Raw genomic sequence first — 23,252 nt, 5'->3', positions numbered from 1 at the left:
GTTGTTCACATCGCCACTCAACCAATCAGGCTGGCAGCTGTTCGAAGCGCTCCACCGCCTGCGCTACCTGTGCCAGACTCCCCTGCCAGAAGGCGGCCTCACGGATATCCTGCCCCAGATGTTTCGCCACCAGATCTTCGGCGCTCATCCGGCCGGTATCGCGCAGCAAGGCGCGATACGCCTCGGCAACACCCTCTTCCCCCGCCGCCTTGCGGCTCATCAACTGCTGATAGACCCCGAGGCTGAACAGATAACCGAACAGATAGGGGTAGTTGTAAAAGCCCAGCCCCGCGATGGAGAAGTGTGCCTTGGCCGCCCAGAACATGGGGTGATAGCGGGTCAGGCTCCCCTCATACCAGCGTCCCCACGCCTCGTCGGTCAGCGCCTTGAGCCGCTCTGTGGGAACATAGCCCTGCGCTCGCTCGGCCACCAAGGCCTGCTCGAAATCGAAGCGGGCCGGGATATTGACCAGAAAGGTGGCTGCGCCATCGGCTTCCGCCCAGGCGATGGCCAGCTGATCTTCCGGGCTTTGCGCCTGCTCGAACAGGGCGCTGCGCACCAGAGTTTCGGCAAAGATGGAGGCGGTCTCCGCCAGCGTCATGGGGTAGCTTCGCTGGCTCATCGGCAGATCGCGAATGACCCAGTTGTGCCAGGCGTGGCCCAGCTCGTGAGCGAGGGTGATGACGTTGTCCATGGTACCGGCATAGGTGACAAAGACCCGCGGCTCCACCGGCGCAGCAAACTTGGTGCAGTAGGCACCGGTACGGCGATTTGGCGTAGGCGCCGCATCAATCCACCCCTTCTCGGCCATCATGCGGGCAAATTCCCCCATCTCGGGATCGAAACGGCTAAAGGCATCGGCAATCAGCGCGATCGCCTCATCAAAAGGAATGTCGCGGCTGCTGGCGGCCGGAGGCGGCGCAAAGAGATCCTCCGGCCCCAGCTCGTCGAGTCCGAGCCTCGCAGCCATCAGCCCCAGGGCGCGCTGACCCAGCCCACGGGCCCGCCAGGTTTCGCTCATCAGGGCATCGAGGGTGGCGCGCTCGATATGGCTCTGGTGGCAGGAGAGATCCAGCGCATCGAGCACACGGGTTTTGCCGCGCTGACGGGCCAGCTCCAGCCGCCAGCCGTTGAGGGCATTGAGGATGGCGGCAACCGTCTCCTGCTCCCCTTCCCAACCGGCGCTGATGGCATCAAAGGCTTCTAAACGCAGCGCACGTACCGGGCTGGAGAGCAGATTGCTCGCCTCGGCCAGCCCCATCTCGCGGCCATCAAGGGTTAGCCGGATCTTGCCCACCAGATCGTTGTAGAGGTTGCCCCAGCCGTGCAAGCCATCGGTGCCAAGGCCGATCACCAGCTGCTCCGCCTCCACCGGCAGGCGCTGATCCTGCAAGCGACGCTCATGGCGCAAGCGGTACGCCTCCTCGCCGAGCAGTGGATCCCTCATCAGCGCGGCGAATTGCTCTTCCGGCAGCGCCAGCATCAGATCGTCCACCGGCGCCAGGGTCTTGAACAGATCGGCGTTGAGGGCGCGGGCACGGGACGCCAGCTGTTTGGCCTGCGGATCCCGCGCATCCTGACTGCCGCGACACGCCGCCAGAATGGCGACGTTCCAGCCAATATGGCGAATATCACGGGCGCGCAGCCGCACTTCCCGCAAAAAATCCTGCAGCGCAGCGTCATCGCCGCGCACCCCGTCCAGACCCGCCATATAGCTGGCCAGCTCTCCCTGCGCGTGGCGGGCGGCGCGCATGTCCGCTTCCAGCTCGGGGCTGTCGAGGCCCGGGTAGATATGGTCGTTATTCCACTGTTGTTGATACATAGCTTCTCGCAAGAGCCTTCATCGGGAGGCGCAACAGGCCTGCGGGCACCAAGCCCGAGACCGGGCATCCCGCAGGCAAAAAAATGAAGAGAGGAAAAAAAGAGAAAATAGCCCGCAAGTTCACTTATCCCTTGGCCGGGGCAAGACGGCTCACCAGCGTCATCGCCGCAACCAGCAGCAGACCAGCCACCACACCGGCCACGGCGTTGAGCAGGGTCGGCGTCACCGCCGCCAGTACGGCCCCCACGGTCGGTAAGGTGGCAACGACAGCGGCTGCACCTTCGATCAGGTGATGGGCAAAGGGCCAGCCATGCACCAGAATGCCGCCCCCCACCATAAACATGGCGATGGTGCCGACCAGTGCCAGCAGGTGCATCAGGCGCGGCGCCGTCACCAGCAGCCCCTGCCCCACCGCACGGCGCAGGGCGCTGCCATCGGGCTTTTGCAGCAGGTGCAGACCGATATCGTCGAGCTTGACGATCAGCCCCACCAGCCCGTAGACACCCACCGTCATCAGCACGGCAATGCCCGCCACCACCGAGAGCTGCAGCGCGAGGCTCGCCCCCTGTACCGTGCCAAGGGCGATGACGATGATCTCGGCTGAGAGAATAAAATCGGTGCGGATCGCCCCTTTCACCTTCTGCTGCTCAAACGCGGCCAAATCATCGGGAATGGGGGTGGCGTGACTCTCCCCCTCGCTCACCTCATGAGGCAGGAACTTGTGCGCCAGTTTCTCGGCCCCCTCAAAGCAGAGGTAGGCGCCCCCCAGCATCAGAAGCGGCGTGATCAGCCAGGGCACCAGCGCACTGATGGCGATGGCGGCGGGCACCAGGATCAGCTTGTTGCGAAATGAGCCCTTGGCCACCGCCCATACCACCGGCAGCTCCCGCTCGGCGCGCACCCCGGAGACCTGCTCCGCGTTGAGGGCGAGATCGTCCCCCAACACCCCGGCGGTCTTCTTCGCCGCCATCTTGGTCATCAGTGCCACATCATCGAGCACGCTGGCAATATCGTCGAGCAGGGCCAACAGACTGGTTCCGGCCATATCAGAGATTCCTTATATCAATGGAAGAGCCCCCGGGCGCGGCCACATGCTGCCTGTTTATGACGGGTCATCAGGGCAACGCCATGGCAGATGCCAACCGTCATCACCGACAGAGCCCGTCAGCTGGCCACGGCCATCGGGGTTACTTATTTCGGGCAAAAGATGGCACAGTGTAACGAGAAGCCGCCGTTTCGGCAGCACCCCTGAGCCATTTGATCTTGGTTCCCTCTGAATCACCTCAAGGAGTTCCCATGCAACCCTGGCAACCTCTGCTCGATCTCTGGTTCGGCGATGATGCCGACGACGCCACCCGCGCCAAACGGCAAGCCCCCCTCTGGTGGGGCAAAAATCACGAGACCGACCTGCTGCTCGCCCAACGCTTTGGCGCGCTGGCAGCAGCGGCGGCCAACGGAGAGCTGGCCGACTGGGCCGACGTGCCCCAAGGCAGACTGGCGCTGATCCTGCTGCTCGATCAGTTGCCCCGCAATATCCATCGCGGCACGCCAGCAGCGTTTGCCCAAGATCCGCTGACACGGGATATCTGCCTGAAGGGGCTGTCCATCGGTGCAGACAACGCTCTCTCGCCGCTGGAGCGGGTCTTCTTCTATCTGCCGCTGGAACATGCCGAATCTTGTGAACAGCAAGCCAGAAGCGTGGCGCTGTTCGAGGCGCTGGCAGCGGAGCAGGCCAGCACACCGGCGCAAGCGACTTTCGCCGGATTTGCCGACTTTGCCCGCCGCCATCAGGTGATCATCGAGCGCTTTGGCCGCTTCCCGCATCGCAACGACATACTGGGCCGCATCAGCACGCCGGAAGAGGTGGCATTTTTGCAGCAACCGGGCTCCGGCTTCTGACACCCGCCATATAAAAAAATCCCCGTCATGGTCATGACGGGGATTTTTCGTTCAACCTGCCAACCCTGCGGGTGGCTTAAACCGTTGTTACGCCTTGGCGGGCTCGCGCTCGCCCAGTTCATCGGTTTCGCCCAGACTGTCTTCGGTCTTGGCCACCACGCTGGCAGCGATGGCGTTACCCAGCACGTTGGTGGCAGAGCGGCCCATGTCGAGGAAGTGGTCGATACCCAGCAGCAGCAGGATGCCCGCTTCCGGAATATGGAACTGGTTCAGGGTGGCGGCAATCACCACCAGAGAGGCGCGCGGCACCCCGGCCATCCCCTTGGAGGTGACCATCAGCAGCAGCAGCATGGTGATCTGCTGGGCCATGGAGAGCTCGATGCCATAAGCCTGGGCGATGAACATCACCGCGAAGGTGCAATACATCATGGAGCCATCGAGGTTGAAGGAGTAACCCATCGGCAGCACGAAGCTGGCGATGCGCTTGTCACAGCCGAACTTCTCCAGACGATCCAGGGTCTTGGGATAGGCGGCTTCAGAGCTGGCGGTAGAGAAAGCCAGCAGGATAGGTTCGCGGATAAGCGCCAGCAGTTTGATGACGCGACCACGCAGGAAGACGCTACCCATGGCGATCAACAGCAACCAGAGGCAGGCCAGCGCGATGTAGAACTGGGCCATAAAGCTGCCATAGGTGACCAGAATACCCAGTCCCTCTTTGGCGACCATGGCGGCGATGGCACCAAATACCGCGAACGGCGCAAAGTTCATCACGTAACCGGTCACTTTCAGCATGATCTCGGCAGCGCTGGCCATCAGCACTACCACCGGCTTGGCCAGATCGCCCAGCGCAGCGGCAGCCAGACCGAAGAAGAGGGAGAACACCACGATCTGCAGGATCTCGTTGGTGGCCATCGCCTCGACCACGCTTTTGGGGATGGCGTGGGTCACAAAATCTTTCAGGGTAATGGCACCGGCAGCAATACCGGAACTGGCGGTGTCATTGGGCAGGGAGAGTGAGAGACCCACGCCCGGCTGCATCAGGGTCACCATCACCAGACCCAGGCTCAGGGACATCAGGGAGGCCAGCATGAACCAGCCGAGGGTTTTGGCGCCGATGCGGCCGACAGTGCGGGTGTCGCCCATCTTGGCGATGCCGACCACCAGAGTGGTGAAGACCAGCGGTGCGATGATCATCTTGATCAGTCGCAGGAAGATATCGGTCAGGATAGTGATGTTATTGGCAAAATCCGCAGCCTGATCTGCGGCAAACATGCGATAGCCCTGGCCGGTGAGGATGCCAAACATCATGGAGATGAGGATGGCGACCGTCAGTTTATTCATTTTCATGGGGGAGTCCCGGTTTTGATTGGTGCAAGCCGTTAACGGTGGCATGGGAGCCACTACAGTCCGTTTTTGTGATCCGAGCCGTTGATTCCTGGCGGCTGGTATGCTGGGAGAATGCCTAAAAGCAGGGGGTAAATCTAGAGGGTTGTTCCAGAATTTTATGCTGCCATTAGGTGTATGTGATATGGATCTTGCAAACCACCAATATTAATCGCTGTTTGTTTTAATTGTGGCGAGATATTTCGCGTTGAGGGTTCGCTCATCGATTGCCCGTGGCAACAGGCGAAAAGTGAGCAGCGCCGAGATGCGGTGCTGCACATGCATCTGGGCCATAAAGAGATCCGGTTCATCCTCGTCAAACCCGAAGATCGGCCGCGATGGCGTCACCCTGACAGCATCACGGGTAATGGTCAGCTCATCGACGCCGAGCCAGCTATAGCCTTCTGCGAACGCCAGCTCCCCTGCCCGCTTGAGCACATATTTGCGGGCGGTCTCCCTGTCCACCAGATCGTTGCCGACAAACTCCAGCTGCCACTTGTCCGGGCCAAGCCGGGTCTGGGAGAAACCGGTCTGGCCATTCCAGAACGACTTTTCACTTTCATAAGGAGTGGCGCAGCCCGCCAGCAGCAGGGTGAGCATCAGCAGACAAACCGGTTTGAACAGACGTGCAGTCACAGAAGACCTCGGCTGGGGGGGGGGTGGCAACTGAGCCGTTACTACAGCACAAACCCCGGTGGCGGCACAATCACAGTGACCATCTCTTCTATCCGTTTCTTCTAGCCGACTCTTCTACCCGTCTCTGTTCGCTGCTGCCTCTGCCCGCCCTTCCTGCCCGCTTCGCCTGTCTGGGCCACACACCGGCGCCGAATTGCGCGCAAAAGAAAAGGCCTTGTCATTTGACAAGGCCTTTACCGGGGAATTTGGTCGGTGTGAGAGGATTCGAACCTCCGACCCTCTACACCCCATGCAGATGCGCTACCTGGCTGCGCTACACACCGACGGAGTCAGCTCGGCTGACGGGGGCAGAGTTTATGGAGATGGCCCCGCCCTGTCAACAGGGAAACACTGCCAATTCCCCGACCACAGTGCGTTCGCCTGCTTTGCGAACAATCAGCGGTTAAAGGTCAGCCGCTTGCCCAAAATACCGTCGCTGACCTGACCGTTCTGCCAGGCGATCTGGCCGTTGACCAGGGTCATCTCCACCGTGCTGTGGAAGCGGTAGCCATTGAAGGGCGACCAGCCGCAGTGGTAGAGAAGGTTGTCATCGTTGACCACATAGGGCTTGCCCAGATCCAGCAGCACCAGATCGGCGAAGTAACCCTCGCGGATGTAACCGCGATCCTCCACCTGAAAACGCTCGGCCACCGCGTGGGAGGTCTTCTTGACGATGGTCTCCAGGGTGAACACGCCGTTGTGGTAGAGCTCCAGCAGCGCCTGCAGGGAGTGTTGTACCAGTGGCACGCCGGACGGCGCCTTGAAGTAGCTGTTCTGCTTCTCTTCCCAGGTGTGGGGAGCATGGTCGGTGGCGATGATATCGAGCACATCGTTGCGCACCGCATCGAGCAGGGCGTGCTGATCGGCCGCGCTCTTCACCGCCGGGTTGCACTTGATCTGGCTACCCAGGGTGTCGTAATCGGCCTCGTTGAAGAACAGATGGTGCACACACACCTCTGCGGTGATGTTCTTGTCCTTCAGCTCGCGCAGATCCGGAGTGGCGGTAAAGAGCGACAGCTCCTTGGCCGAGGTCAGGTGCAGCACGTGCAGCTTGGCGCCGTACTGTTTGGCCAGCGCCACCGCCATGCTGGAGGATTTGTAGCACGCCTCGTCACTGCGAATGCGGCCGTGCTCGCTCATCGGCACATTCTCGCCCCACTTGGCCCGCGCCGCCTCTTCCGCCTTGGCGATGGTCGGGGTGTCTTCGCAGTGGGTGACGATCATCACCGGACTCTCGCGGAAGATGGCCGCCAGGGTCTCCTGATTGTCCACCAGCATGTTGCCGGTCGAGGAGCCCATGAACACCTTGACCCCGCAGGACTGCTTGGGATCGAGACGCTTGATCTCTTCCAGGTTGTCGTTGGTGGCGCCGAGATAGAAGCTGTAGTTGGCGACGGAGGAGTTGGCGGCGATCTGGTATTTGGCTTCGAGGGCTTCGAGGGTGGTGGTCTGGGGATTGACGTTGGGCATTTCCATGAAACTGGTGGTGCCACCGGCGACGGCGGCGCGGGATTCGCTGGCGATGGTCCCCTTGTGGGTCAATCCCGGCTCCCGGAAGTGGACCTGATCATCGATCATTCCGGGGATGAGGTGACGACCTGCGGCATCGATGACCAGCGCATCGGGCGCCTCGATATCCGGGGCGATGCGGGCAATCCGTTCCCCCTCGATCAACACATCGGAGGCATAGATGCGGCCTTCGTTGACCAGGGTGGCATTTTTGATAAGCAGTTTGTTCATGGGGGGTTCCAGTTCCTTTGCCGATAATCGCGGGTTATAATATCGCAAACTGCCCTTTCTCTGTAGCAAGGCCTGACTGATGAAGTTATTTGTAAGAGATTTGACCGTGATCGACTCCAGCTACCTGTGCGAACGCCGCGGCATGGTCGGCGAGAGCTGGCTGGTAGATATCGAAATGAGCGGTGAGCTCAACGAAATGAGCATGCTGCTGGACTTTGGCCGGGTAAAGAAGCTGATCAAATCGATCATCGATGAAGAGGTGGACCACAAGCTGCTGGTGCCGACCGAGTGCCCGCTGATCCATATCGAGACCCTGGACGGTGACGAGAGCACGGTGGATCTGCTGCGCCCGGGGCGCTCCATCCATCTGCGCTGCCCGACCCAGGGCTTCGCCTTTATCCCCGCACCTCTGGTCGACAAGGAGTCGGTGACTCGCTACCTGCTGGCGGTACTGGCCAAACGGCTGCCGGGCAATATCAAGGATCTCTCCCTGACCCTGCGCCACGAAGCCATCGACGGTGCCTTCTACCACTACAGCCACGGCCTGAAAAAGCACGATGGCAACTGCCAGCGCATCGCCCACGGCCATCGCTCCCCCATCGAGATCCACGTCGATGGTGAGCGCGATGGTGAACTGGAGCTCAACTGGGCCGAACGCTGGGGCGATATCTACCTCGGCACCGAGGAGGACAAGGTGGCGCTGACCGAGCTCGCCTTGAGCCCCCGCGCCAATGCCCAGCTTGGCGAGCATCACACTGGCTTCAAATATGTGGCGCCGCAAGGGCTGTTCCAGCTGGCCATCCCCAGCGCCGAGGTGGAGATGATCGACACCGACACCACGGTCGAGCTGCTGGCCTGCTATATCGCCCGTGAAGTGAAGAAGATGGTGGGCGACAAGTTCGTCAAGATTGTCGCCTATGAAGGGGTCGGCAAGGGCGCCATCGCCTACGCGTAATTTCTGCGTTGACTACCGCAATAACAAGGCCCCGCATCTGCGGGGCCTTCTCTTTTCAGCTCTTTCAGCTCGCAACCATCAGGCACTCAAGCGGAAGCGCTTGACCAGGCTCTCCTGCTGCTCGGCGAGGGAGTCGAGCTGCTGGCTGGTCTCGGCCACCCGCTCGATCCCCTGATAGTTGAGATCCGAGATATCGGAGATGCGGTTGAGGTTGGTGGCGATATCGGCGCTGGTAGCCTGCTGCTGCTCGGCGGCAGAGGCGATCTGGCTCGACATGTCGCTGATCAGCACCACGATCCCCTGCACCTCCTCCATGGCGTTGTTGGCGTGAGAGCTCTGCTCCACGCAGCTATCCATTTCGCGAGAGCACTCCTGCATCACGGTCACCGCCTTGGCGACCCCCTGCTGCAGGTTCTCGATCATGGTCTGGATCTCGCTGGTGGACTGGGCGGTGCGGCCCGCCAGACTGCGCACCTCATCCGCCACCACCGCAAATCCGCGCCCCTGCTCGCCTGCCCGCGCCGCTTCGATGGCGGCGTTGAGGGCCAGCAGGTTGGTCTGCTCGGCGATACCGCGAATGACGTCGAGGATGTTGCCGATCTGGCTGCTCATGGCGCTCACATCGCCAATCACCTTGCCGGTCTGTTGCAGCTTGCCCGCCAGCTGATGAGTGGTGGTGATATTGCCTGCCATCACCTTGCGGCCGGTCTCGGAGGCTTTCTCCACATCCTGCACCCGCTCCAGGGTCTGGTTCGCAGCCTGGGCCACCTCCCGCACCGAGGCCTCCATCTGGGTCATGGCGGCGGCGACCGAGGCGGTCTCCTGACGTTGTTTCTCCAGATCCGCCTGCACCGATTCGGTGGTGTGGCGGTTGCCGTGGGCGGCATCGTTAAGCTGGGCCGATGCCTGTGAAAGCTGCGCCAGCACCTCCCCCATCTGGGCGATCAGCAGGTTGATCTGGCTGCCCAGCTGACCAAATTCGTTCTTGCTCTGAAAACCGATGCGCTGAGTCATGTCGCCCTGAGTCACTTCGGTCAACACCCGCAGCAGCTCCCTGAGTGGACGGCGAATAGCCTTGCCCAGGGTATAAGCCACCAGCATGGCGATCAGGATGGCGACCACGATGCTGGCCCCCTGAGTCAGGGTGCTCTGGCTCTGCACCGCTCTGGCGTGCGCAATGCTTTGGCTCATCAGCTGCTGGCTCTGGCCGGTGATCCGCTCAAGCCGGTTCTGGATCTCGACGATGAGCGCGCTGGCCTGCTTGCTCTTCTCCCGCATCTGCTCCTGCTGCTTCATCAGCGCCAGATACTGGGAGAGCACGCCTTCGCTCGCGGTGGTGTCACGTACAAAGCCGTGAACATAGTGGCCCATGTCGTTCTCGAAGTTCTTCAGCTCCCCCTGCAGATCCTTGATGGTGCTGTTGAACCCTTCAATCTGCATCTTGTTGCGCTTGAGCGCCCCTTCGATGGGAGCCGGAATGGTCTGGTTGAGGGCGTCCATGGTGGAGAGTTCGATGGCGGAGAGCTTGGTGGTCAGGGTCTCGGAGAGCATCTTGATGAAGCTGTCGTCGATGGTGACCATCATGTCCCCCAGACTCTTCTTGAACTGGGGCAGACTGACCTGAAACTGCCCCTTGGCCAGATTGACCTTGTGCAGTCGGGTGAGCAGTGCCTCGTGTTCACCGGGCAGGGTGTCGGTCAGTTGCAGGTAGCTGTCGACCTGCTGGCTGAGGGTGCTCATCTCCCCTTGCAGTTCGGGGTGGTGGGCGACCTGCTGGCGCAAGGCGTCAAGACTCTTGCCTACCGCGGCCTTGGCCTGTTTCAGTTCGGCCACTTCGGCCGGCAGCTGTTTGGGATCCTGCTCGGTGAGCACATCCCCCAGCCACTTGTTGGCACTGAGCAGAGTGATCTGGGTCTGGCTGCTGGCAATCACCAGCGGCATCGACTGCTGGGTAACCTGTTCCAGTGCGTTCCCCAGGGTCTCCTGACTACGAAATGTGAGCAGTGAACTGGCCACCATCACGGCCACCAGGATCGCGAAGCCGAGGTAGACTCGCTGCAAGATGGAGAGATCCGACATTGTTTGTTTCATTATTGTCCCGCTGTATATGCAAAAGTCCCTTGCCTGAGTACCCCGTCCTTTTGATACCCTGCAGACCACCCTGAACAGGCGGTGTAGATGACGTCCCTCTGGCTATCGGTATTTTTAACAATAACTGAAGGGAATGGGACATCAGCTGTGTCAAATGTCGGCTTGTGTCACACTTGGCGTGCTGCTCGCCCCCCTTTCGGGAGCCGCTTGGGGTTCTAGTTCAATTTTCTGTTTCATATAAGGGAGTTAGCCATGGCGCAAGAAACCATTTTCAGCAAAATCATCCGTAAAGAGATCCCCGCCGACATCCTTTATCAAGACGATCTGGTCACCGCATTCCGGGATATCCAACCCAAGGCCAAGACCCATGTTCTGATCATCCCCAATACCCTGATCCCCACCGTCAACGACGTGGAAGCCGAACATGAACTGGCCCTTGGCCGAATGTTCACCGTGGCCCGCAAGCTGGCCGCCGAGGCGGGCATCGCCGAAGATGGCTACCGCCTCATCATGAACTGCAACCGTCACGGCGGGCAGGAGGTCTACCACATCCACATGCATCTGGTCGGTGGCCAGCCGCTGGGGCCGCTGCTCAGCCTGTAATGAATCTCCACGTCTCAACCTGCCGCAGCGCCCTGTTGCTCTGCGGCGCCCTGCTATTGCTGGGGGGCTGCGCCTCCCGCTGGCAGGATATGTTCGTCTCCTACTCCGATCAGATGGTGCCCCTGCGCAACCAGCTGCTGCTGGGCCATGCCGCCGAGGCGCTGCCCGAGGTGCGTGACTCCACCCTTGGGGATGACACCTTTGTCCTCGATCGTCTGGAAGAGGGGCGCATCGCCTGGCTGGCGGGTCAGGATGCAGGCAGCAAGCAGGCGTTCACCGCCGCCGACAGCCGCCTTCAGTGGGAAGACAATCAGGCCGAATACCGGCTGAGCCACGGGCTCGATCAGGTGGGCAGTCTGCTCACCAACGATCAGTCGATGGCCTATCTCACCCCCGATTACGAACGCACCATGCTGCACCACTATCTGGCCCTCAACTACCTGCAACGGGGGGATGCCGATGGCGCGCTGGTGGAGGTACGCCGCGCCAATCAGGTGCAGGAGCAGGCCCTGAAACGGCGGGCCGACGAGGTTCGCAAGGCGAAGGATGAGAGCGAAGAGGCCGAGGCTGAAGGCGAGATGCGCCAGCTGATGTCGCGCGGCGCACCGGATCTCGACCGGTTGATCGGCAAGGTCAAAAACGGTTTTCAGAACGCCTACACCTTCTATTTTTCCGCCGTGCTCTATGAAGCTGCGGGGGATCTCAACGATGCCTGGGTCGACTATCAGCGCGGCTACCAGATAGCGCCGGACAACCGCAGCCTGCAAGATGCCTTGCTGCGACTGGCGCGGCTGCGTGGTTCGCCGGACGAGATCCGCGAGACCGAAAAAAAGGTGGGCCGCAAGGCGCCGCTGCTTGCCAAGGATCAAGGCCAGCTGGTGGTGCTGTTTGAAGATGGCTTGATCCCGGCGCGGCGCGAGCTGTTCCTGCCACTGCCCATCTCCACTTCCAGCGGCGATTTTCGTACCTTTACCGTCGCCATCCCCTATTACGATAATCGGGCCAGCGACACCGGCCCGCTGACGGTGGAGGTCGGCAAACGGGTCGAACAGACCAGCGAGCTGGTGCGACTGGAGGCGTTGGCCGCCAAAGATCTGCAGGAGCGGCTGCCCGGCATGCTGACCCGTCAGGCGCTGCGACTGGTGGCCAAGGAGCAAATGCGCCACACCGCCGCCAAAGAGGGGGGCGATGTGGGCAATATTCTGGTGGGGATCTTCAACACCCTCTCCGAGCGGGCCGATACCCGCAGCTGGCTGACGCTGCCGGCGCAGGCATCGAGCTGGCAGGGAATGGTGCCGGCAGGTGACATCAATCTCACCCTGGGCGCGGGGGCCGCGCAGCGGCAATTGCCGCTCACCATCCACAAGGGACGCACCACCCTGGTCTGGGTTCAGCGCCTTGGCGCCGGTCTGACCACCCGGGTGATGCCCCTTTGAACACATGACCAATGCAGATGAACGAGACGATTAACGGGCAGGCTCACGCGCTGCCCCACTCACCCCGATTAAGGAGAGCAAGATGAAAGCATACGGGTTAGCCCTCGGGCTCGCGCTACTGCTCAGCGGCTGCGCCACCAACACCTCCGGCATTGCGCTCTATGGCCCGGCGGGCGGAGCTCCCACGCAGGAGCAGCATCAAAACGTCAATGTCACCCTGACCGAGCTGAGCCGCCGCCAGCAAAATGGCCTGCTGCAGGTCAATGTGGCCGCTGCCAGCACCCAGCGCGGCGATAACAAGCTGCAATACATGTTCTATTGGTATGATGAGGCCGGTCAGGAGGTCGCCAGCGATGGCCGCGGCTGGACCCCCATCAAGCTGCATGGCTATCAGACCCGCACCCTCTCGGCCCTGGCGCCCAGCCCGGCGGCGCAGGGTTACCGGATTTACGTACGCGAAGTGATTGAGGAATCCTACTGATGAAAATGAATCATGCCCTGCTGATCCTGACCGGCGCCCTGCTGCTGGGCGGCTGCTCCAGCACCACGGTCAGCTACGGTGATCCGACCGAAACCGAAACGGTCACCGTCGATTACGGCTCAAGCGATCTGCAGGCCATCGCCGACAAGATGGCGGATTCCATGCTGGCCTCCCCCGCCACCAGCGAGATCACCGCCGGCGGCCGTCCGGTGATGTTCATGGACTCCATCCGCAACAAGACCTCCGAGCACATCGATACTGAAGCGATCACCGACACCATCCGCACCAAGCTGCTGCGGGCCGGCAAGTTCCGCTTCGTCGACATGAGCAAGGTTGCCGCCGTCAAGCAGCAGCTCGAATACCAGCAGAGCAGCGGCATGGTGGATCCTGCCTCCATGGTGCGTCTGGGCAAGCAGACCGGTGCCCGCTACATGGTCTATGGCAACCTCGCCAGCATCGTCAAGGACAATGGCAAGGTGAAGGATGTCTACTACCAGATGACCATGAACCTGATGGATCTGCAAAACGGCGAACTGCTGTGGGCCGATCAGAAAGAGATCCGCAAACAGGCGAAGAAATCCACCTTTGGCTGGTAACGGGCTCCCGGTGACGGGTAGCCGTGATGCGCTGCTGGCCAGCCTGCCCGCCCCCTGGCGGGAGGGGCAGCTGGACGCGCTGGGCGCCGGCCTCACCAACTGCAACTATCGACTGCGCCTCCCCTCGGGGCGCAGTTACTTTTTGCGCCAGGGCCACCCCGATCCTGTGCGCCTTGGCATCGACCGTCCCACCGAGTGGCAACTTTATCAGGGGGCGATAGCCGAAGGGCTGGCACTGCCCTGCCACTATGGTGATCCCGCCAGCGGTCTGATGCTGCTCGAATGGTGCGATGAGCCCAACTGGGCGCACGCGGCGCCACCGGCAGCCGATCAGCCCCGTCTGCTGGCTGAGGTGCTGCGCAAGCTCCATCGCCTGCCGCTGCCTGCGGTAGTGATGGCGGTGCGAGTCCACGCGGCGGGCTATCGCGCCCGACTGGCCCACATTCCCTCCTGGCTGCCCGCGCTGGAGCGGGGCTTGCTCGCCAGCAGTGAACCAAATGATTGCTGGCGCCCTTGCCACCATGATCTCAATCCGGCTAACTTGTTGGGAAGCAATCCTTGGGTCATCGACTGGGAGTATGGTGCGGCAGGTCACCCCGGTTTTGAGCTCGCCAGCATCCAGCGCACCCATGAGTGGCCCGCCGAGCGGCGCGACGCGCTGGAAGCGTACTATCGGCAGGCACTGCCGCGCCACCAGTGGCCCGATTTTCAGAGCGAGGCATTTTTACCCTGGGTCGACTACATCGGCCTGCTCTGGGCACTGCTGATGGCAGAGCAACAGCCCTCACTCGACTATGACACCCTGATCGCCATCAACCGGCAACGACTGGAGTAACAGATGATAAACAAGGTGCGCTGGCACAAGCCGAAAACTTGGGGTCTGCTGCTGATCGGCCTGCTGCTGACCGGCTGCTCCACCCGGGTGATCTACTACTGGCTCGATACCGCCATCATCTGGCAACTGGATGACTACTTTGCCCTCTCCTATTCGCAGAAGGATCTGCTCAGCCGCGAAGTGAAGGGGCTGATGGCCTGGCATCGCCAGCACGAGCTGCCGCGCTACGCCAAGGATCTCGACGCGCTGGCCAAGGCAGTGGCCAGCCCCATGACGCCGGAGCAGATCTCGACCAACCTAGATGCGGTGCAGCAGAGCCTGACCCGCACACTGGAAAACACCATCCCCCGTGCGGTCAGGCTGGCGCGCACCCTGACCGACGAGCAGGTGGCCCGTTTCATGACCGATAGGGTCAAGCGGCAACAGGAGCGGCAAAAGGACTTTACCACTGAGCCCAAAGAGCAGATGCTGGCGGAGTTTCGCGACAAGATGAACAAGCGGCTCGAGTTCTGGATTGGCGAGGTGAAACCGGCACAGGCGCCACTGGTGGCCCAGTGGGCCGAGTGGCAATACGAGCTGATGCCCCCCTGGCTGGAGTTTCAGGCGTCATGGACCCAGGAGCTGGACAGGCTGATGAAGCAGCGCCAGAGTCCCGACTTTACCCGCGAGCTGACTGACCTGCTGGCCGAAGGAGATGGCCTGATGGATGGCCGCTTTACCGGCTATACCGAACAGTCGCGCCAGCGCACGGTCAACTGGCTGAGCGCCATGAGCCAGTCGCTGGACATCTCCCAGCGGGCCCATCTCTACTCCCTGCTCAAGGGCTATGCCCGCGACTTCGAGCAGATGACCGGAAGCTGACAACGCGACCTCGGAATCATCCTAATTAGGCGGCAAGGGTTGTCCCTCCGCCGCCGCCTGTGGTAGTTTGCCCTTTCTATTTATCGGGAATTAACTTTTTGCGCCTTATCGACAAAGCCAAACTGGTGCTGGTAACTCTGGTTATCGCCCTCACCCTGCTTTGTTCCATCACCCGAATGGAAGGCCCGCTGCTACCCGCATATCCCCACAGTGAACAGCAGCAGACTCAGGTGTTCAATCAGGTGAGCGACAGCGATGATGGCGTCATCAAGTTTGTCGGCAGCCATCAGAATCACCTGCTGCGTCTCGAACAATCCCTGCGCAGTGACGACCAGCCCGACAGCGTGGTCTACGAGCTGATCCAGAGCTGGTCTGCCCAGGCCATCCTGCTGTTGCTGCTCGGCTGGCTGATGCTGGCCCCCGAGCTCTATCACAAACAGAGTTTTCGCCATCACTTCGGCGCGATCCACCGGCGTCATCTACAGCGCCAACATCTGCAATACCGCTTCAGCCAGAGCTATCTGAGCGCCTGACCCCGGAGGGGTTGGCACATCCACTGTTTGCACATCTCCTCATCCTGACGGATCCGGCTGCCGCCTGATCCGCACCCGATGCATCCCATTTTTTTGCGCCTTGCCGAGCCTTGCAGCTATCGGCCTGCGCACCATTCTCCTGACAGAGGCTTGTTTGCCATGAGAAAGAGCAATCGCACCATTCTCAACCGCATGAGCAAGTGGCAGTACGCACTGCTGCTGTTGATGCTGTTGACCTTTACCTTTTACTCCCTGCCCACCTTTTTCGGTGAGCAGCCCTCCCTCGGTCTGCACGGACAGCCGCGCCTGACCACCCAGCAACAGATGCTGCTGACCGACAAACACCTGACCCCGGTCAAGGTGATCGAGCAACCTGAGCGGGTCGAACTGGTCTTTGCCAGCCAGGGCGAACAGCAGCGAGCCAAGCAGTTGCTGGAGCAGCAAGGGGTCGACAGTGCCGCCCTCACCCTGGAGTTTCACTCCAACGCGCCGGGCTGGATCACCCGCCTCGGCGCCGACCCCATCAAGCTGGGGCTGGACCTGCGTGGCGGCTCCCAGCTGCTGATCGGGGTGGACGTGGACTTTGTCATCGACAATCAGACCAAGAATCTGGTGGATACCCTGCGCACCCGCTTCCGTGAAGCCAATCTGCGCGGCGCCAGCGTCATGCGCAGCGCACAGGGCGCCGTAGCCGTCACCCTGCCGGAGGTCGCCGAACAGGAGAGCTGGCTCTCTATCATCAAGGAGAGTGCCGGTACCCGTCAGGATCAGTGGAAGCTGACCCGCTCCGGCAATGACCTGAAACTGGTGCTGAGCGAGGCGGAGCGTACCCTGCTGGTCAACAACGCCGTGACCCAGAACCTGTCGATCCTGAAAAAACGGATCAACGAGCTCGGCATCGTCGAGGCATCGGTGGTGCGTCAGGGCCAAGATGGCATCCGTATCGAACTGCCCGGGGTACACAACCCCAAGCAGGCGAAAGAGGTGATCGGCGCCACCGCCTCGCTGGCCTTCTACGAGGCCAAAGCCGACAGCCACTTCTATATCGCCGATCGCAACGGTCAGGCCGTCGGCATGGCACGCAAGCCGGTACTGACCGGCGAGCACATCGTCGATGCCCGCGCCAATATGGGCGAGATGGGTCAACCCCAGGTCAATATCGTGCTCGACACCCTGGGTGGCAGCAAGATGAACCAGTTCAGCCGCCAGCATGTGGGCAAGCCGATGGCGACAGTCTTCACCGAGTACAAGACCAACGCCCAGGGTAAATTGCGTGCCCAGAGCGAGGTGATCAACGTCGCCACCATCCAGACCGCCCTTGGCAACCAGTTCCGTATCACCGGCATTGGCAGTCTGCCGGAAGCGCAAGAGCTGGCCATGCTGCTGCGTGCCGGCGCCCTCACCGCCCCTCTCAAGATCCTGGAAGAACGCAGTATTGGCCCGACGCTGGGGATGCAGAATATCGAGGCGGGCTTCACCGCGCTGGCCTTCGGGATGGCAGGCATGATGCTGTTCATGATGGCCTGGTATCGCAAGTTCGGCTGGGTTGCCATCACGGCGCTGGTCGCCAACCTGTTGATGCAGGTCGGCATGCTGGCAGTGCTGCCGGGCGCCGTACTGACCCTGCCGGGGATCGCCGGTCTGGTACTGACAGTGGGCATGGCGGTGGATACCCATGTGCTGATCTTCGAGCGGATCAAAGACCGTCTGCGAGAAGGGGGCTCACTGGCCAACGCCATCGACTTTGGCTATCGCTCGGCCTTCCACACCATTTTCGATGCCAACATCACCACCCTCATCTGCGCCGTGGTGCTTTACTCCATCGGCTCCGGGCCGCTGCAGGGCTTCTCCATCACCCTCATTCTGGGTCTGCTCTCCAGCATGATCACCGGGATCTGGGGGACGCGCGCCATCATCAACCCCCTGTGGGGACGCAGCAGCGAGCGCACGTTGAAGGTGTAACGGGACAGCTGTCCCTCTGATGAGCAGCTTTGACGGCGCCATCGGCCATGGAGATGGCCGGGGCATGCCAAAGCAGAACCCTTTTCCCCGGCGTGTTGCGACACGTAGTGATGGGCCAACAGCCTGATGCTGGCTGGCCAAGGAGAGAATTATGTTGAGAATGATCGTTGCAATGGGGCTGACCCGTTGGCGCTATATCGGCCTGTGGGCTTCCATCCTGCTGACCGTGGCCAGCGTCGCCATCTTGCTGGTGAACGGCCTGACACTGGGGCTCGATTTTACCGGCGGGATCCTGCTGGAGTTTCATATCCAGACCCTGAAAGAGGCCCATGAGCTCAATGCCATGCTGGTCTCCCCGCTGGCGGGGGCTGTTGAACTGAGCTCGGCCGGTATTCCCGGCGAGTGGCTGATCAAGCTGCCACCGCACGAACTGCCCTGGCAAGCCACCGAGCTGGCCACCATGCTGAGCCAACAGTTGGGGATGCCGGTCGAGCTGCTGCGCACCACCATCGTCGGCCCTCAGGTGGGTGCCGAGTTGTTCCAGCAGGGGATGCTGGCAGTGCTGGTGGCTTCGCTGGCGATGTCGGCCTATCTGGCATTTCGCTTCGAGTGGCGTCAGGCCATCGGCATCCTGCTCTCGGTGGTCCATGACGCCATAGTCGCGCTGGGGCTGCTCTCCCTGTGCCAGATCGAGTTTGACCTCAACATCATCGCTGGCTTGATGGCGGTGATCGGTTACTCCCTCAACGACAGCATCGTCATCTCGGACAGGCTGCGGGATCTGCTGAGCTCGCGCACCCAGATGGGGATCCACGAGTGCTCCGATGTGGCCATCAAGGCGACCTTCAGTCGCACCATGATCACCTCGGGCACCACCCTGTTTACCGTTGGCGCTCTGTTGCTGTTTGGCGGTGACGCCCTCTACGGCTTCTCATTCACCCTGTTTGCCGGGATCCTGGTGGGCACCGTCTCCTCCATCACCGTCGCCTCGACGGTGCAGGAGCTGCTGGGTCTCACCCCGCAGGCCTACCAGAAGAAGAGCGAGGAACCACTGGCCAACGCAGCCTGACCCTTGTACTGACCAGGCCCCTGCCAACCCACGGCAGGGGCCGCCGCCCCAGCCTCGTCTCAATTGACAACTGAACAGATTCGCAACACTTTCTGATCGGAACGTCGTTTTTAATGACAGAAGAGTCATTTTGTTACGAAATCAACCGCCAAAATGTGACTGAAAGCACTTTCTTGAGGGCTCAAAAGCGGCACCATTGTAGTGATTTATCTACAAAGGGGATATGAGATGTTGTTACAACCTGCCAATACAGCGAAATCCAGACAGTTGCTGAACGAGACCATGGCCTTGGTACTCGCAGGAGGGCGGGGGAGTCGCCTCAAACAGTTAACCGACAACCGGGCCAAGCCTGCGGTGCATTTTGGCGGCAAATTCCGCATCATCGATTTCGTGCTCTCCAACTGCATCAACTCCGGCATCCGCCGGGTCGGTGTCGTCACCCAATACAAATCCCACAGCCTGTTGCGCCACCTGCAATCCGGCTGGTCCTTCTTGCGCTATCAGATGAACGAGTTTATCGATCTGCTTCCTGCCCAGCAGCGAGTGGACGAGGTGAACTGGTATCGTGGCACCGCCGATGCGGTCTATCAGAACCTGGACATCATCCGCGATCACGCCCCCAAATATGTGGTGGTGCTGGCGGGCGATCACATCTACAAGATGGATTACGCCGCCATGCTGCTGGATCACGTCAATATGGGCGCCAAGGTCACCGTGGCCTGTATCGAAGTACCGCGCAGCGAAGCAAGCGCCTTCGGGGTGATGGCGGTGGATGATGATCGCAAGATCAATGCGTTTGTCGAAAAACCGGCCAACCCGCCCGCCATGCCGGGCAAACCAGAGCACGCCCTGGCCTCCATGGGGGTCTATATCTTCGATGCCGAGTATCTCTATCAGCTGCTGGATGAAGATATCGCCAACGCGCAGTCCCACCACGATTTCGGCATGGATGTGATCCCCCGCGTAGTGAAAGAGGGCACCGCTTACGCTCACCCGTTCAGCATGTCCTGCGTCGGTTGTGCCCCTGACAGAGCCCCCTATTGGCGCGATGTAGGCACCGTAGACTCCTTCTGGGAAGCCAATATGGATCTTGCCTCGGTGACCCCGGAGCTCGATATCTACGATCAGGAGTGGCCCATCTGGACCAGCCAGAACATGACCCCCTCCGCCAAGTTCGTGCAGGACAGAAACGGCCAGCACGGCATGACCATCAACTCGATGTTCTCCGGCGGCACCATCGTCAGCGGCTCCTTCATCCTGAGTTCGGTGCTCTTCACCAATGTACGGGTCGATTCGTTCTGCACCCTGGATCAGGCAGTGATCTTCCCGGGTGTGGAGATCGGCGCGGGTTGCCGACTGCGTCGGGTAGTGATCGACAAGGGGTGCAAGCTGCCGGAAGGGATGGTGATCGGTGAGAACGCCGATGAAGATGCCCGCCGCTTCCATCGTTCCGAACAGGGGATCGTACTGGTCACCAAGCCGATGCTGGATGCACTGGCAAAAACGGCGCGCAAGCAGGCTGTAGAGCAGGCAGTGCCGGCATAACTCTCCGCCCAGCACTGTTATCACAACAAAAAACGGGAGCCCTTGCAGGCTCCCGTTTTTTACGGCCACTTGCCCCCGCCATTCGACCTCCCCTTGCCAGACCGTAAAGATATGGTTACAGCAATAGCTTTTCATGGGCAAATCTGGCAGTTAATCCAAACATTTGGCGATGAGCAGTACTTTTATATTGCCAAAAGGCTATTAAATTCCATATTCAGACTTGAAAGTTGGCATTTATTTGGTATTGTGGTGGCCATTCGTAACGAAAGCGGTACTCTCGTAAATATAAAATTACAGCCAGTGGTGTCAAAACCAGTGTGCTGACTCTGGCGAGGCAAACAGGCTATGCAACGAGATCCCCTGAACAACATCCATATCCAGTCCGAACAAGTGATGATCACCCCTGCCCAGCTCAAGGAGAAGTTACCCATCTCCGACAAGGCACTGGCATTCGTGCAAGGGGCCCGCACTACCATCGCCGACATCATTCACCGCCGCGATCACCGGCTGCTGGTGATCTGTGGTCCCTGCTCCATCCACGACATGGACGCCGCCAAAGAGTACGCAACCCGACTCAAAGCGCTGCATGATGCTTACCAGGACTCTCTCTACATTGTCATGCGGGTCTACTTTGAGAAGCCACGCACCACGGTCGGCTGGAAAGGCTTTATCAACGACCCGAATCTGGATGGCACCTTCGATGTGGAGCTGGGGCTGCACCGCGCCCGCGAGCTGCTCTGCTGGCTGGCGGAGCTGGAGCTGCCGCTGGCGACCGAAGCGCTCGACCCCATCAGCCCGCAATACCTGGCGGAGCTCTTCTCCTGGTCGGCCATCGGCGCCCGTACCACCGAATCCCAGACCCACAGGGAGATGGCGTCCGGCCTCTCCATGCCGGTGGGCTTCAAGAACGGCACCGACGGCAATCTGGGTACCGCCATCAATGCGCTGCAGGCAGCCTCCAGCCCCCACGCCTTTATGGGGATCAACCAGCAGGGTCAGGTTGCCTTGCTGCAGACCCAGGGCAACCCGGATGGTCATGTCATCCTGCGCGGCGGCAAACATCCCAACTACGACTCGGTTAACGTGTCGCTGGCGGAAGAGGCGCTGGAGAAAGCGGGCCTGCTGCCGAGCCTCGTGGTGGATTGCAGCCACGGCAACTCCAGCAAGGATCACCGTTTGCAGCCCAAGGTGGCCGACAACGTCATCCACCAGATCCAGGAGGGCAACCGCTCCATCATAGGGGTGATGCTCGAATCCAACCTGTTCGAGGGCAACCAGTCCAGCGAGCAGCCCAAGTGCGAGATGCGCTACGGCGTCTCCATCACCGATGCTTGCATCGACTGGGATAGCACAGCCACTCTGCTGGCGCGATGCCATCGCGAGCTGGCGGCGCCGCTCAAGAGCAGAACTGCACGGTAAGCCGTGGTATCTTGTCGTAACTGATTGAACCATAGAGGTATCACTGCCCACGCAGTGATACCTTGTTGCCTCTTGAATGACAGGGCGCCACCGCTTGCGGCGCCAGCAGGGACTGGATATGGCTGAAGAGTTGAATGTACTCAGGGACAAGATAGATGCGGTGGACAAGCAGCTGATCGAGCTGCTGGCCGCCCGTCTGGCCCTGGTGGGGGAAGTGGGTGAAGTGAAGAGCCGCCACGGCCTGCCCATCTATGCACCGGACAGGGAGGCGAGCATGCTGGCCCGCCGCCGCGCCGAGGCCGAGCTACTGGGGGTGCCCGGCGATCTCATCGAGGATGTACTGCGCCGGGTGATGCGTGAATCTTATGCCAGCGAGAAAGACACTGGCTTCAAGTGCATAAAGCCGGATCTTGGCAAGGTGGTCATCATCGGCGGTCAGGGTCAGCTTGGCCGCTTGTTTGGCCACATGTTCGGCCTCTCAGGCTATCGGGTCGAGACGCTGGAGCAAGCCGACTGGCCACGCGCCGACGTGATCCTCGCCGGCGCCGGTCTGGTGATGGTGGCGGTGCCTATCGACATCACCTGCCAGATCATCGACCAGCTCGGCAACTTGCCCGCCCACTGCCTGCTGGTGGATGTCACCAGCGTGAAGGCGGCGCCGCTCGAACATATGCTGGCGGTACACAAGGGGCCGGTGCTGGGGCTGCATCCCATGTTCGGACCGGATGTGGCGAGCCTCGCCAAGCAGGTAATCGTCTGCTGCCAGGGTCGTGACGCGGCCGCCAGCCAATGGCTGCTGGATCAGATGACCATCTGGGGCGCCCGCTTGCAACAGGTAGAAGCCAAGGCTCACGATGAGGCGATGACCCTCATTCAGGCGCTGCGCCACTTCGCTACTTTTGCCTATGGCTGGCACCTCTCCCGGGAGCAGGCCAATCTGGATCGTCTGCTGAGTTTGAGCTCCCCCATCTACCGGTTGGAGCTGGCCATGGTGGGGCGGCTGTTTGCCCAGGACCCTGAGCTCTATGCCGACATCATATTGTCGTCACCGCAGAATCTGGCGATGATCCGCCGCTACTACCAAAACTTCGGTGAAGCGCTGGGGCTGCTGGAGCGGGGGGACAGAGCCGGATTTATCGACGCCTTCTCGCAGGTCTCCGGTTTCTTCGGTGAACATGCCGACCAGTTCCTGCGGGAAAGCCGCATGCTGCTGGCCCAGGCCAACGACCGCCGCCAACACGGCTGATCCTGCAAAAGCAGTCACCGCTAATGCCACCAAAAAGGGAAGATGCCTGAGCATCTTCACTTTTTGTTTGTGACAGATTTACACGCTAATGTCAGTCACTC

20 protein-coding genes and 1 tRNA gene are annotated in these 23,252 nt (G+C 60.9%); 14 read left to right on the top strand and 7 right to left on the bottom strand.

From position 1 onward, the window contains the following. Positions 1–25: 25 nt before the first annotated feature. Together OKC27_RS10465 and OKC27_RS10460 are read right to left on the bottom strand one after the other, a co-directional pair. Positions 26–1,822 carry a M3 family oligoendopeptidase gene (locus OKC27_RS10465; RefSeq protein ID WP_270806223.1) on the bottom strand — a complete coding sequence of 599 codons (1,797 nt, stop codon included), beginning with the start codon at positions 1,820–1,822 and terminating at the stop codon, positions 26–28. A 124-nt stretch (positions 1,823–1,946) separates the two neighbouring features. Next, positions 1,947–2,867 (bottom strand): DUF808 domain-containing protein, encoded by a 921-nt coding sequence (locus OKC27_RS10460; RefSeq protein WP_182970771.1) that lies wholly within the window; start codon positions 2,865–2,867, stop codon positions 1,947–1,949. 251 nt (positions 2,868–3,118) lie between these two features. Here OKC27_RS10460 and OKC27_RS10455 point away from each other — a divergent pair, with 251 nt between their 5' ends. Then, positions 3,119–3,721: a DUF924 family protein gene (locus OKC27_RS10455; RefSeq protein WP_270794874.1), complete on the top strand. Its 603-nt coding sequence runs from the start codon at positions 3,119–3,121 to the stop codon at positions 3,719–3,721. A gap of 87 nt (positions 3,722–3,808) precedes the next feature. Here OKC27_RS10455 and OKC27_RS10450 read toward each other — a convergent pair whose 3' ends face one another. The 4 genes from OKC27_RS10450 to OKC27_RS10435 all read right to left on the bottom strand — a co-directional run bounded on the left by OKC27_RS10450 (position 3,809) and on the right by OKC27_RS10435 (position 7,519). Further along, a complete protein-coding gene (locus OKC27_RS10450) occupies positions 3,809–5,068 on the bottom strand; it encodes a dicarboxylate/amino acid:cation symporter (RefSeq protein WP_042657367.1) in 1,260 nt (419 codons plus the stop codon). A 204-nt stretch (positions 5,069–5,272) separates the two neighbouring features. Next, complete coding sequence (locus OKC27_RS10445) at positions 5,273–5,704, bottom strand: CC0125/CC1285 family lipoprotein (protein ID WP_323885523.1); 432 nt, start codon at positions 5,702–5,704, stop codon at positions 5,273–5,275. Between the two features lie 282 nt (positions 5,705–5,986). Further along, positions 5,987–6,063: transfer RNA gene (locus tag OKC27_RS10440), tRNA-Pro, on the bottom strand. A 112-nt stretch (positions 6,064–6,175) separates the two neighbouring features. After that, on the bottom strand, positions 6,176–7,519 hold the full coding sequence (locus OKC27_RS10435; protein WP_042655842.1) for a dihydroorotase: 1,344 nt from the start codon (positions 7,517–7,519) through the stop codon (positions 6,176–6,178). Between the two features lie 79 nt (positions 7,520–7,598). Between OKC27_RS10435 and OKC27_RS10430 the strand changes: the two genes are divergently transcribed. After that, positions 7,599–8,474, top strand: coding sequence for a 6-pyruvoyl trahydropterin synthase family protein (locus tag OKC27_RS10430; RefSeq protein ID WP_182970769.1), 876 nt, complete (start codon positions 7,599–7,601; stop codon positions 8,472–8,474). 78 nt (positions 8,475–8,552) lie between these two features. Here OKC27_RS10430 and OKC27_RS10425 read toward each other — a convergent pair whose 3' ends face one another. Then, entirely contained in the window at positions 8,553–10,565 is a 2,013-nt protein-coding gene (locus OKC27_RS10425) for a methyl-accepting chemotaxis protein (RefSeq protein ID WP_270806221.1), read from the bottom strand. A gap of 252 nt (positions 10,566–10,817) precedes the next feature. Between OKC27_RS10425 and hinT the strand changes: the two genes are divergently transcribed. From hinT to tyrA, 12 genes are all read left to right on the top strand, one after another. Continuing rightward, positions 10,818–11,168, top strand: coding sequence for a purine nucleoside phosphoramidase (gene hinT, locus OKC27_RS10420; protein ID WP_075114126.1), 351 nt, complete (start codon positions 10,818–10,820; stop codon positions 11,166–11,168). Beyond that, positions 11,168–12,604, top strand: a complete 1,437-nt coding sequence (locus tag OKC27_RS10415; RefSeq protein WP_270806220.1) for a COG3014 family protein — start codon at positions 11,168–11,170, stop codon at positions 12,602–12,604. Before hinT ends, OKC27_RS10415 begins: the two co-directional genes overlap by 1 nt. Before the next feature lie 82 nt (positions 12,605–12,686). Further along, positions 12,687–13,085, top strand: coding sequence for a YcfL family protein (locus OKC27_RS10410; RefSeq protein ID WP_182970767.1), 399 nt, complete (start codon positions 12,687–12,689; stop codon positions 13,083–13,085). Next, positions 13,085–13,681, top strand: a complete 597-nt coding sequence (gene lpoB, locus OKC27_RS10405) for a penicillin-binding protein activator LpoB (RefSeq protein ID WP_005302153.1) — start codon at positions 13,085–13,087, stop codon at positions 13,679–13,681. Before OKC27_RS10410 ends, lpoB begins: the two co-directional genes overlap by 1 nt. A gap of 10 nt (positions 13,682–13,691) precedes the next feature. Beyond that, the gene (locus tag OKC27_RS10400) at positions 13,692–14,516 is read left to right on the top strand and encodes a phosphotransferase (protein WP_232099219.1); all 825 of its coding nucleotides are present in this window, start codon (positions 13,692–13,694) and stop codon (positions 14,514–14,516) included. A gap of 3 nt (positions 14,517–14,519) precedes the next feature. After that, positions 14,520–15,377: a DUF6279 family lipoprotein gene (locus OKC27_RS10395; RefSeq protein WP_182970765.1), complete on the top strand. Its 858-nt coding sequence runs from the start codon at positions 14,520–14,522 to the stop codon at positions 15,375–15,377. Between the two features lie 98 nt (positions 15,378–15,475). Beyond that, a complete protein-coding gene (locus OKC27_RS10390; protein ID WP_182970764.1) occupies positions 15,476–15,910 on the top strand; it encodes a hypothetical protein in 435 nt (144 codons plus the stop codon). 159 nt (positions 15,911–16,069) lie between these two features. Continuing rightward, complete coding sequence (gene secD, locus OKC27_RS10385) at positions 16,070–17,872, top strand: protein translocase subunit SecD (protein ID WP_182970763.1); 1,803 nt, start codon at positions 16,070–16,072, stop codon at positions 17,870–17,872. Positions 17,873–18,023: 151 nt separating this feature from the next. Then, positions 18,024–18,941, top strand: a complete 918-nt coding sequence (secF, locus tag OKC27_RS10380) for a protein translocase subunit SecF (RefSeq protein WP_174219020.1) — start codon at positions 18,024–18,026, stop codon at positions 18,939–18,941. A 228-nt stretch (positions 18,942–19,169) separates the two neighbouring features. After that, on the top strand, positions 19,170–20,486 hold the full coding sequence (glgC, locus tag OKC27_RS10375) for a glucose-1-phosphate adenylyltransferase (RefSeq protein WP_042655852.1): 1,317 nt from the start codon (positions 19,170–19,172) through the stop codon (positions 20,484–20,486). 345 nt (positions 20,487–20,831) lie between these two features. Continuing rightward, on the top strand, positions 20,832–21,905 hold the full coding sequence (locus OKC27_RS10370) for a 3-deoxy-7-phosphoheptulonate synthase (RefSeq protein WP_270794859.1): 1,074 nt from the start codon (positions 20,832–20,834) through the stop codon (positions 21,903–21,905). A 118-nt stretch (positions 21,906–22,023) separates the two neighbouring features. Continuing rightward, on the top strand, positions 22,024–23,151 hold the full coding sequence (tyrA, locus tag OKC27_RS10365) for a bifunctional chorismate mutase/prephenate dehydrogenase (RefSeq protein ID WP_270806219.1): 1,128 nt from the start codon (positions 22,024–22,026) through the stop codon (positions 23,149–23,151). The last annotated feature ends 101 nt before the right edge of the window (positions 23,152–23,252 follow it).

The sequence above is a fragment of the Aeromonas sp. QDB62 genome (genome assembly GCF_027705695.1).
Lineage (GTDB): Bacteria > Pseudomonadota > Gammaproteobacteria > Enterobacterales > Aeromonadaceae > Aeromonas > Aeromonas allosaccharophila.
Note: the sequence above shows the minus strand (reverse complement) of the source record. Positions and strands in the feature narration are given on the sequence as shown.

Excerpts from the sequence above, each read along its gene's own strand:
- OKC27_RS10465 (WP_270806223.1), bottom strand. The coding sequence starts at position 1,822 with ATGTATCAACAACAGTGGAATAACGACCATATCTACCCGGGCCTCGAC.
- OKC27_RS10460 (WP_182970771.1), bottom strand. The coding sequence starts at position 2,867 with ATGGCCGGAACCAGTCTGTTGGCCCTGCTCGACGATATTGCCAGCGTG.
- OKC27_RS10455 (WP_270794874.1), top strand. The coding sequence starts at position 3,119 with ATGCAACCCTGGCAACCTCTGCTCGATCTCTGGTTCGGCGATGATGCC.
- OKC27_RS10450 (WP_042657367.1), bottom strand. The coding sequence starts at position 5,068 with ATGAAAATGAATAAACTGACGGTCGCCATCCTCATCTCCATGATGTTT.
- OKC27_RS10445 (WP_323885523.1), bottom strand. The coding sequence starts at position 5,704 with ATGCTCACCCTGCTGCTGGCGGGCTGCGCCACTCCTTATGAAAGTGAA.
- OKC27_RS10435 (WP_042655842.1), bottom strand. The coding sequence starts at position 7,519 with ATGAACAAACTGCTTATCAAAAATGCCACCCTGGTCAACGAAGGCCGC.
- OKC27_RS10430 (WP_182970769.1), top strand. The coding sequence starts at position 7,599 with ATGAAGTTATTTGTAAGAGATTTGACCGTGATCGACTCCAGCTACCTG.
- OKC27_RS10425 (WP_270806221.1), bottom strand. The coding sequence starts at position 10,565 with ATGAAACAAACAATGTCGGATCTCTCCATCTTGCAGCGAGTCTACCTC.
- hinT (WP_075114126.1), top strand. The coding sequence starts at position 10,818 with ATGGCGCAAGAAACCATTTTCAGCAAAATCATCCGTAAAGAGATCCCC.
- OKC27_RS10415 (WP_270806220.1), top strand. The coding sequence starts at position 11,168 with ATGAATCTCCACGTCTCAACCTGCCGCAGCGCCCTGTTGCTCTGCGGC.
- OKC27_RS10410 (WP_182970767.1), top strand. The coding sequence starts at position 12,687 with ATGAAAGCATACGGGTTAGCCCTCGGGCTCGCGCTACTGCTCAGCGGC.
- lpoB (WP_005302153.1), top strand. The coding sequence starts at position 13,085 with ATGAAAATGAATCATGCCCTGCTGATCCTGACCGGCGCCCTGCTGCTG.
- OKC27_RS10395 (WP_182970765.1), top strand. The coding sequence starts at position 14,520 with ATGATAAACAAGGTGCGCTGGCACAAGCCGAAAACTTGGGGTCTGCTG.
- secD (WP_182970763.1), top strand. The coding sequence starts at position 16,070 with ATGAGAAAGAGCAATCGCACCATTCTCAACCGCATGAGCAAGTGGCAG.
- secF (WP_174219020.1), top strand. The coding sequence starts at position 18,024 with ATGTTGAGAATGATCGTTGCAATGGGGCTGACCCGTTGGCGCTATATC.
- glgC (WP_042655852.1), top strand. The coding sequence starts at position 19,170 with ATGTTGTTACAACCTGCCAATACAGCGAAATCCAGACAGTTGCTGAAC.
- OKC27_RS10370 (WP_270794859.1), top strand. The coding sequence starts at position 20,832 with ATGCAACGAGATCCCCTGAACAACATCCATATCCAGTCCGAACAAGTG.
- tyrA (WP_270806219.1), top strand. The coding sequence starts at position 22,024 with ATGGCTGAAGAGTTGAATGTACTCAGGGACAAGATAGATGCGGTGGAC.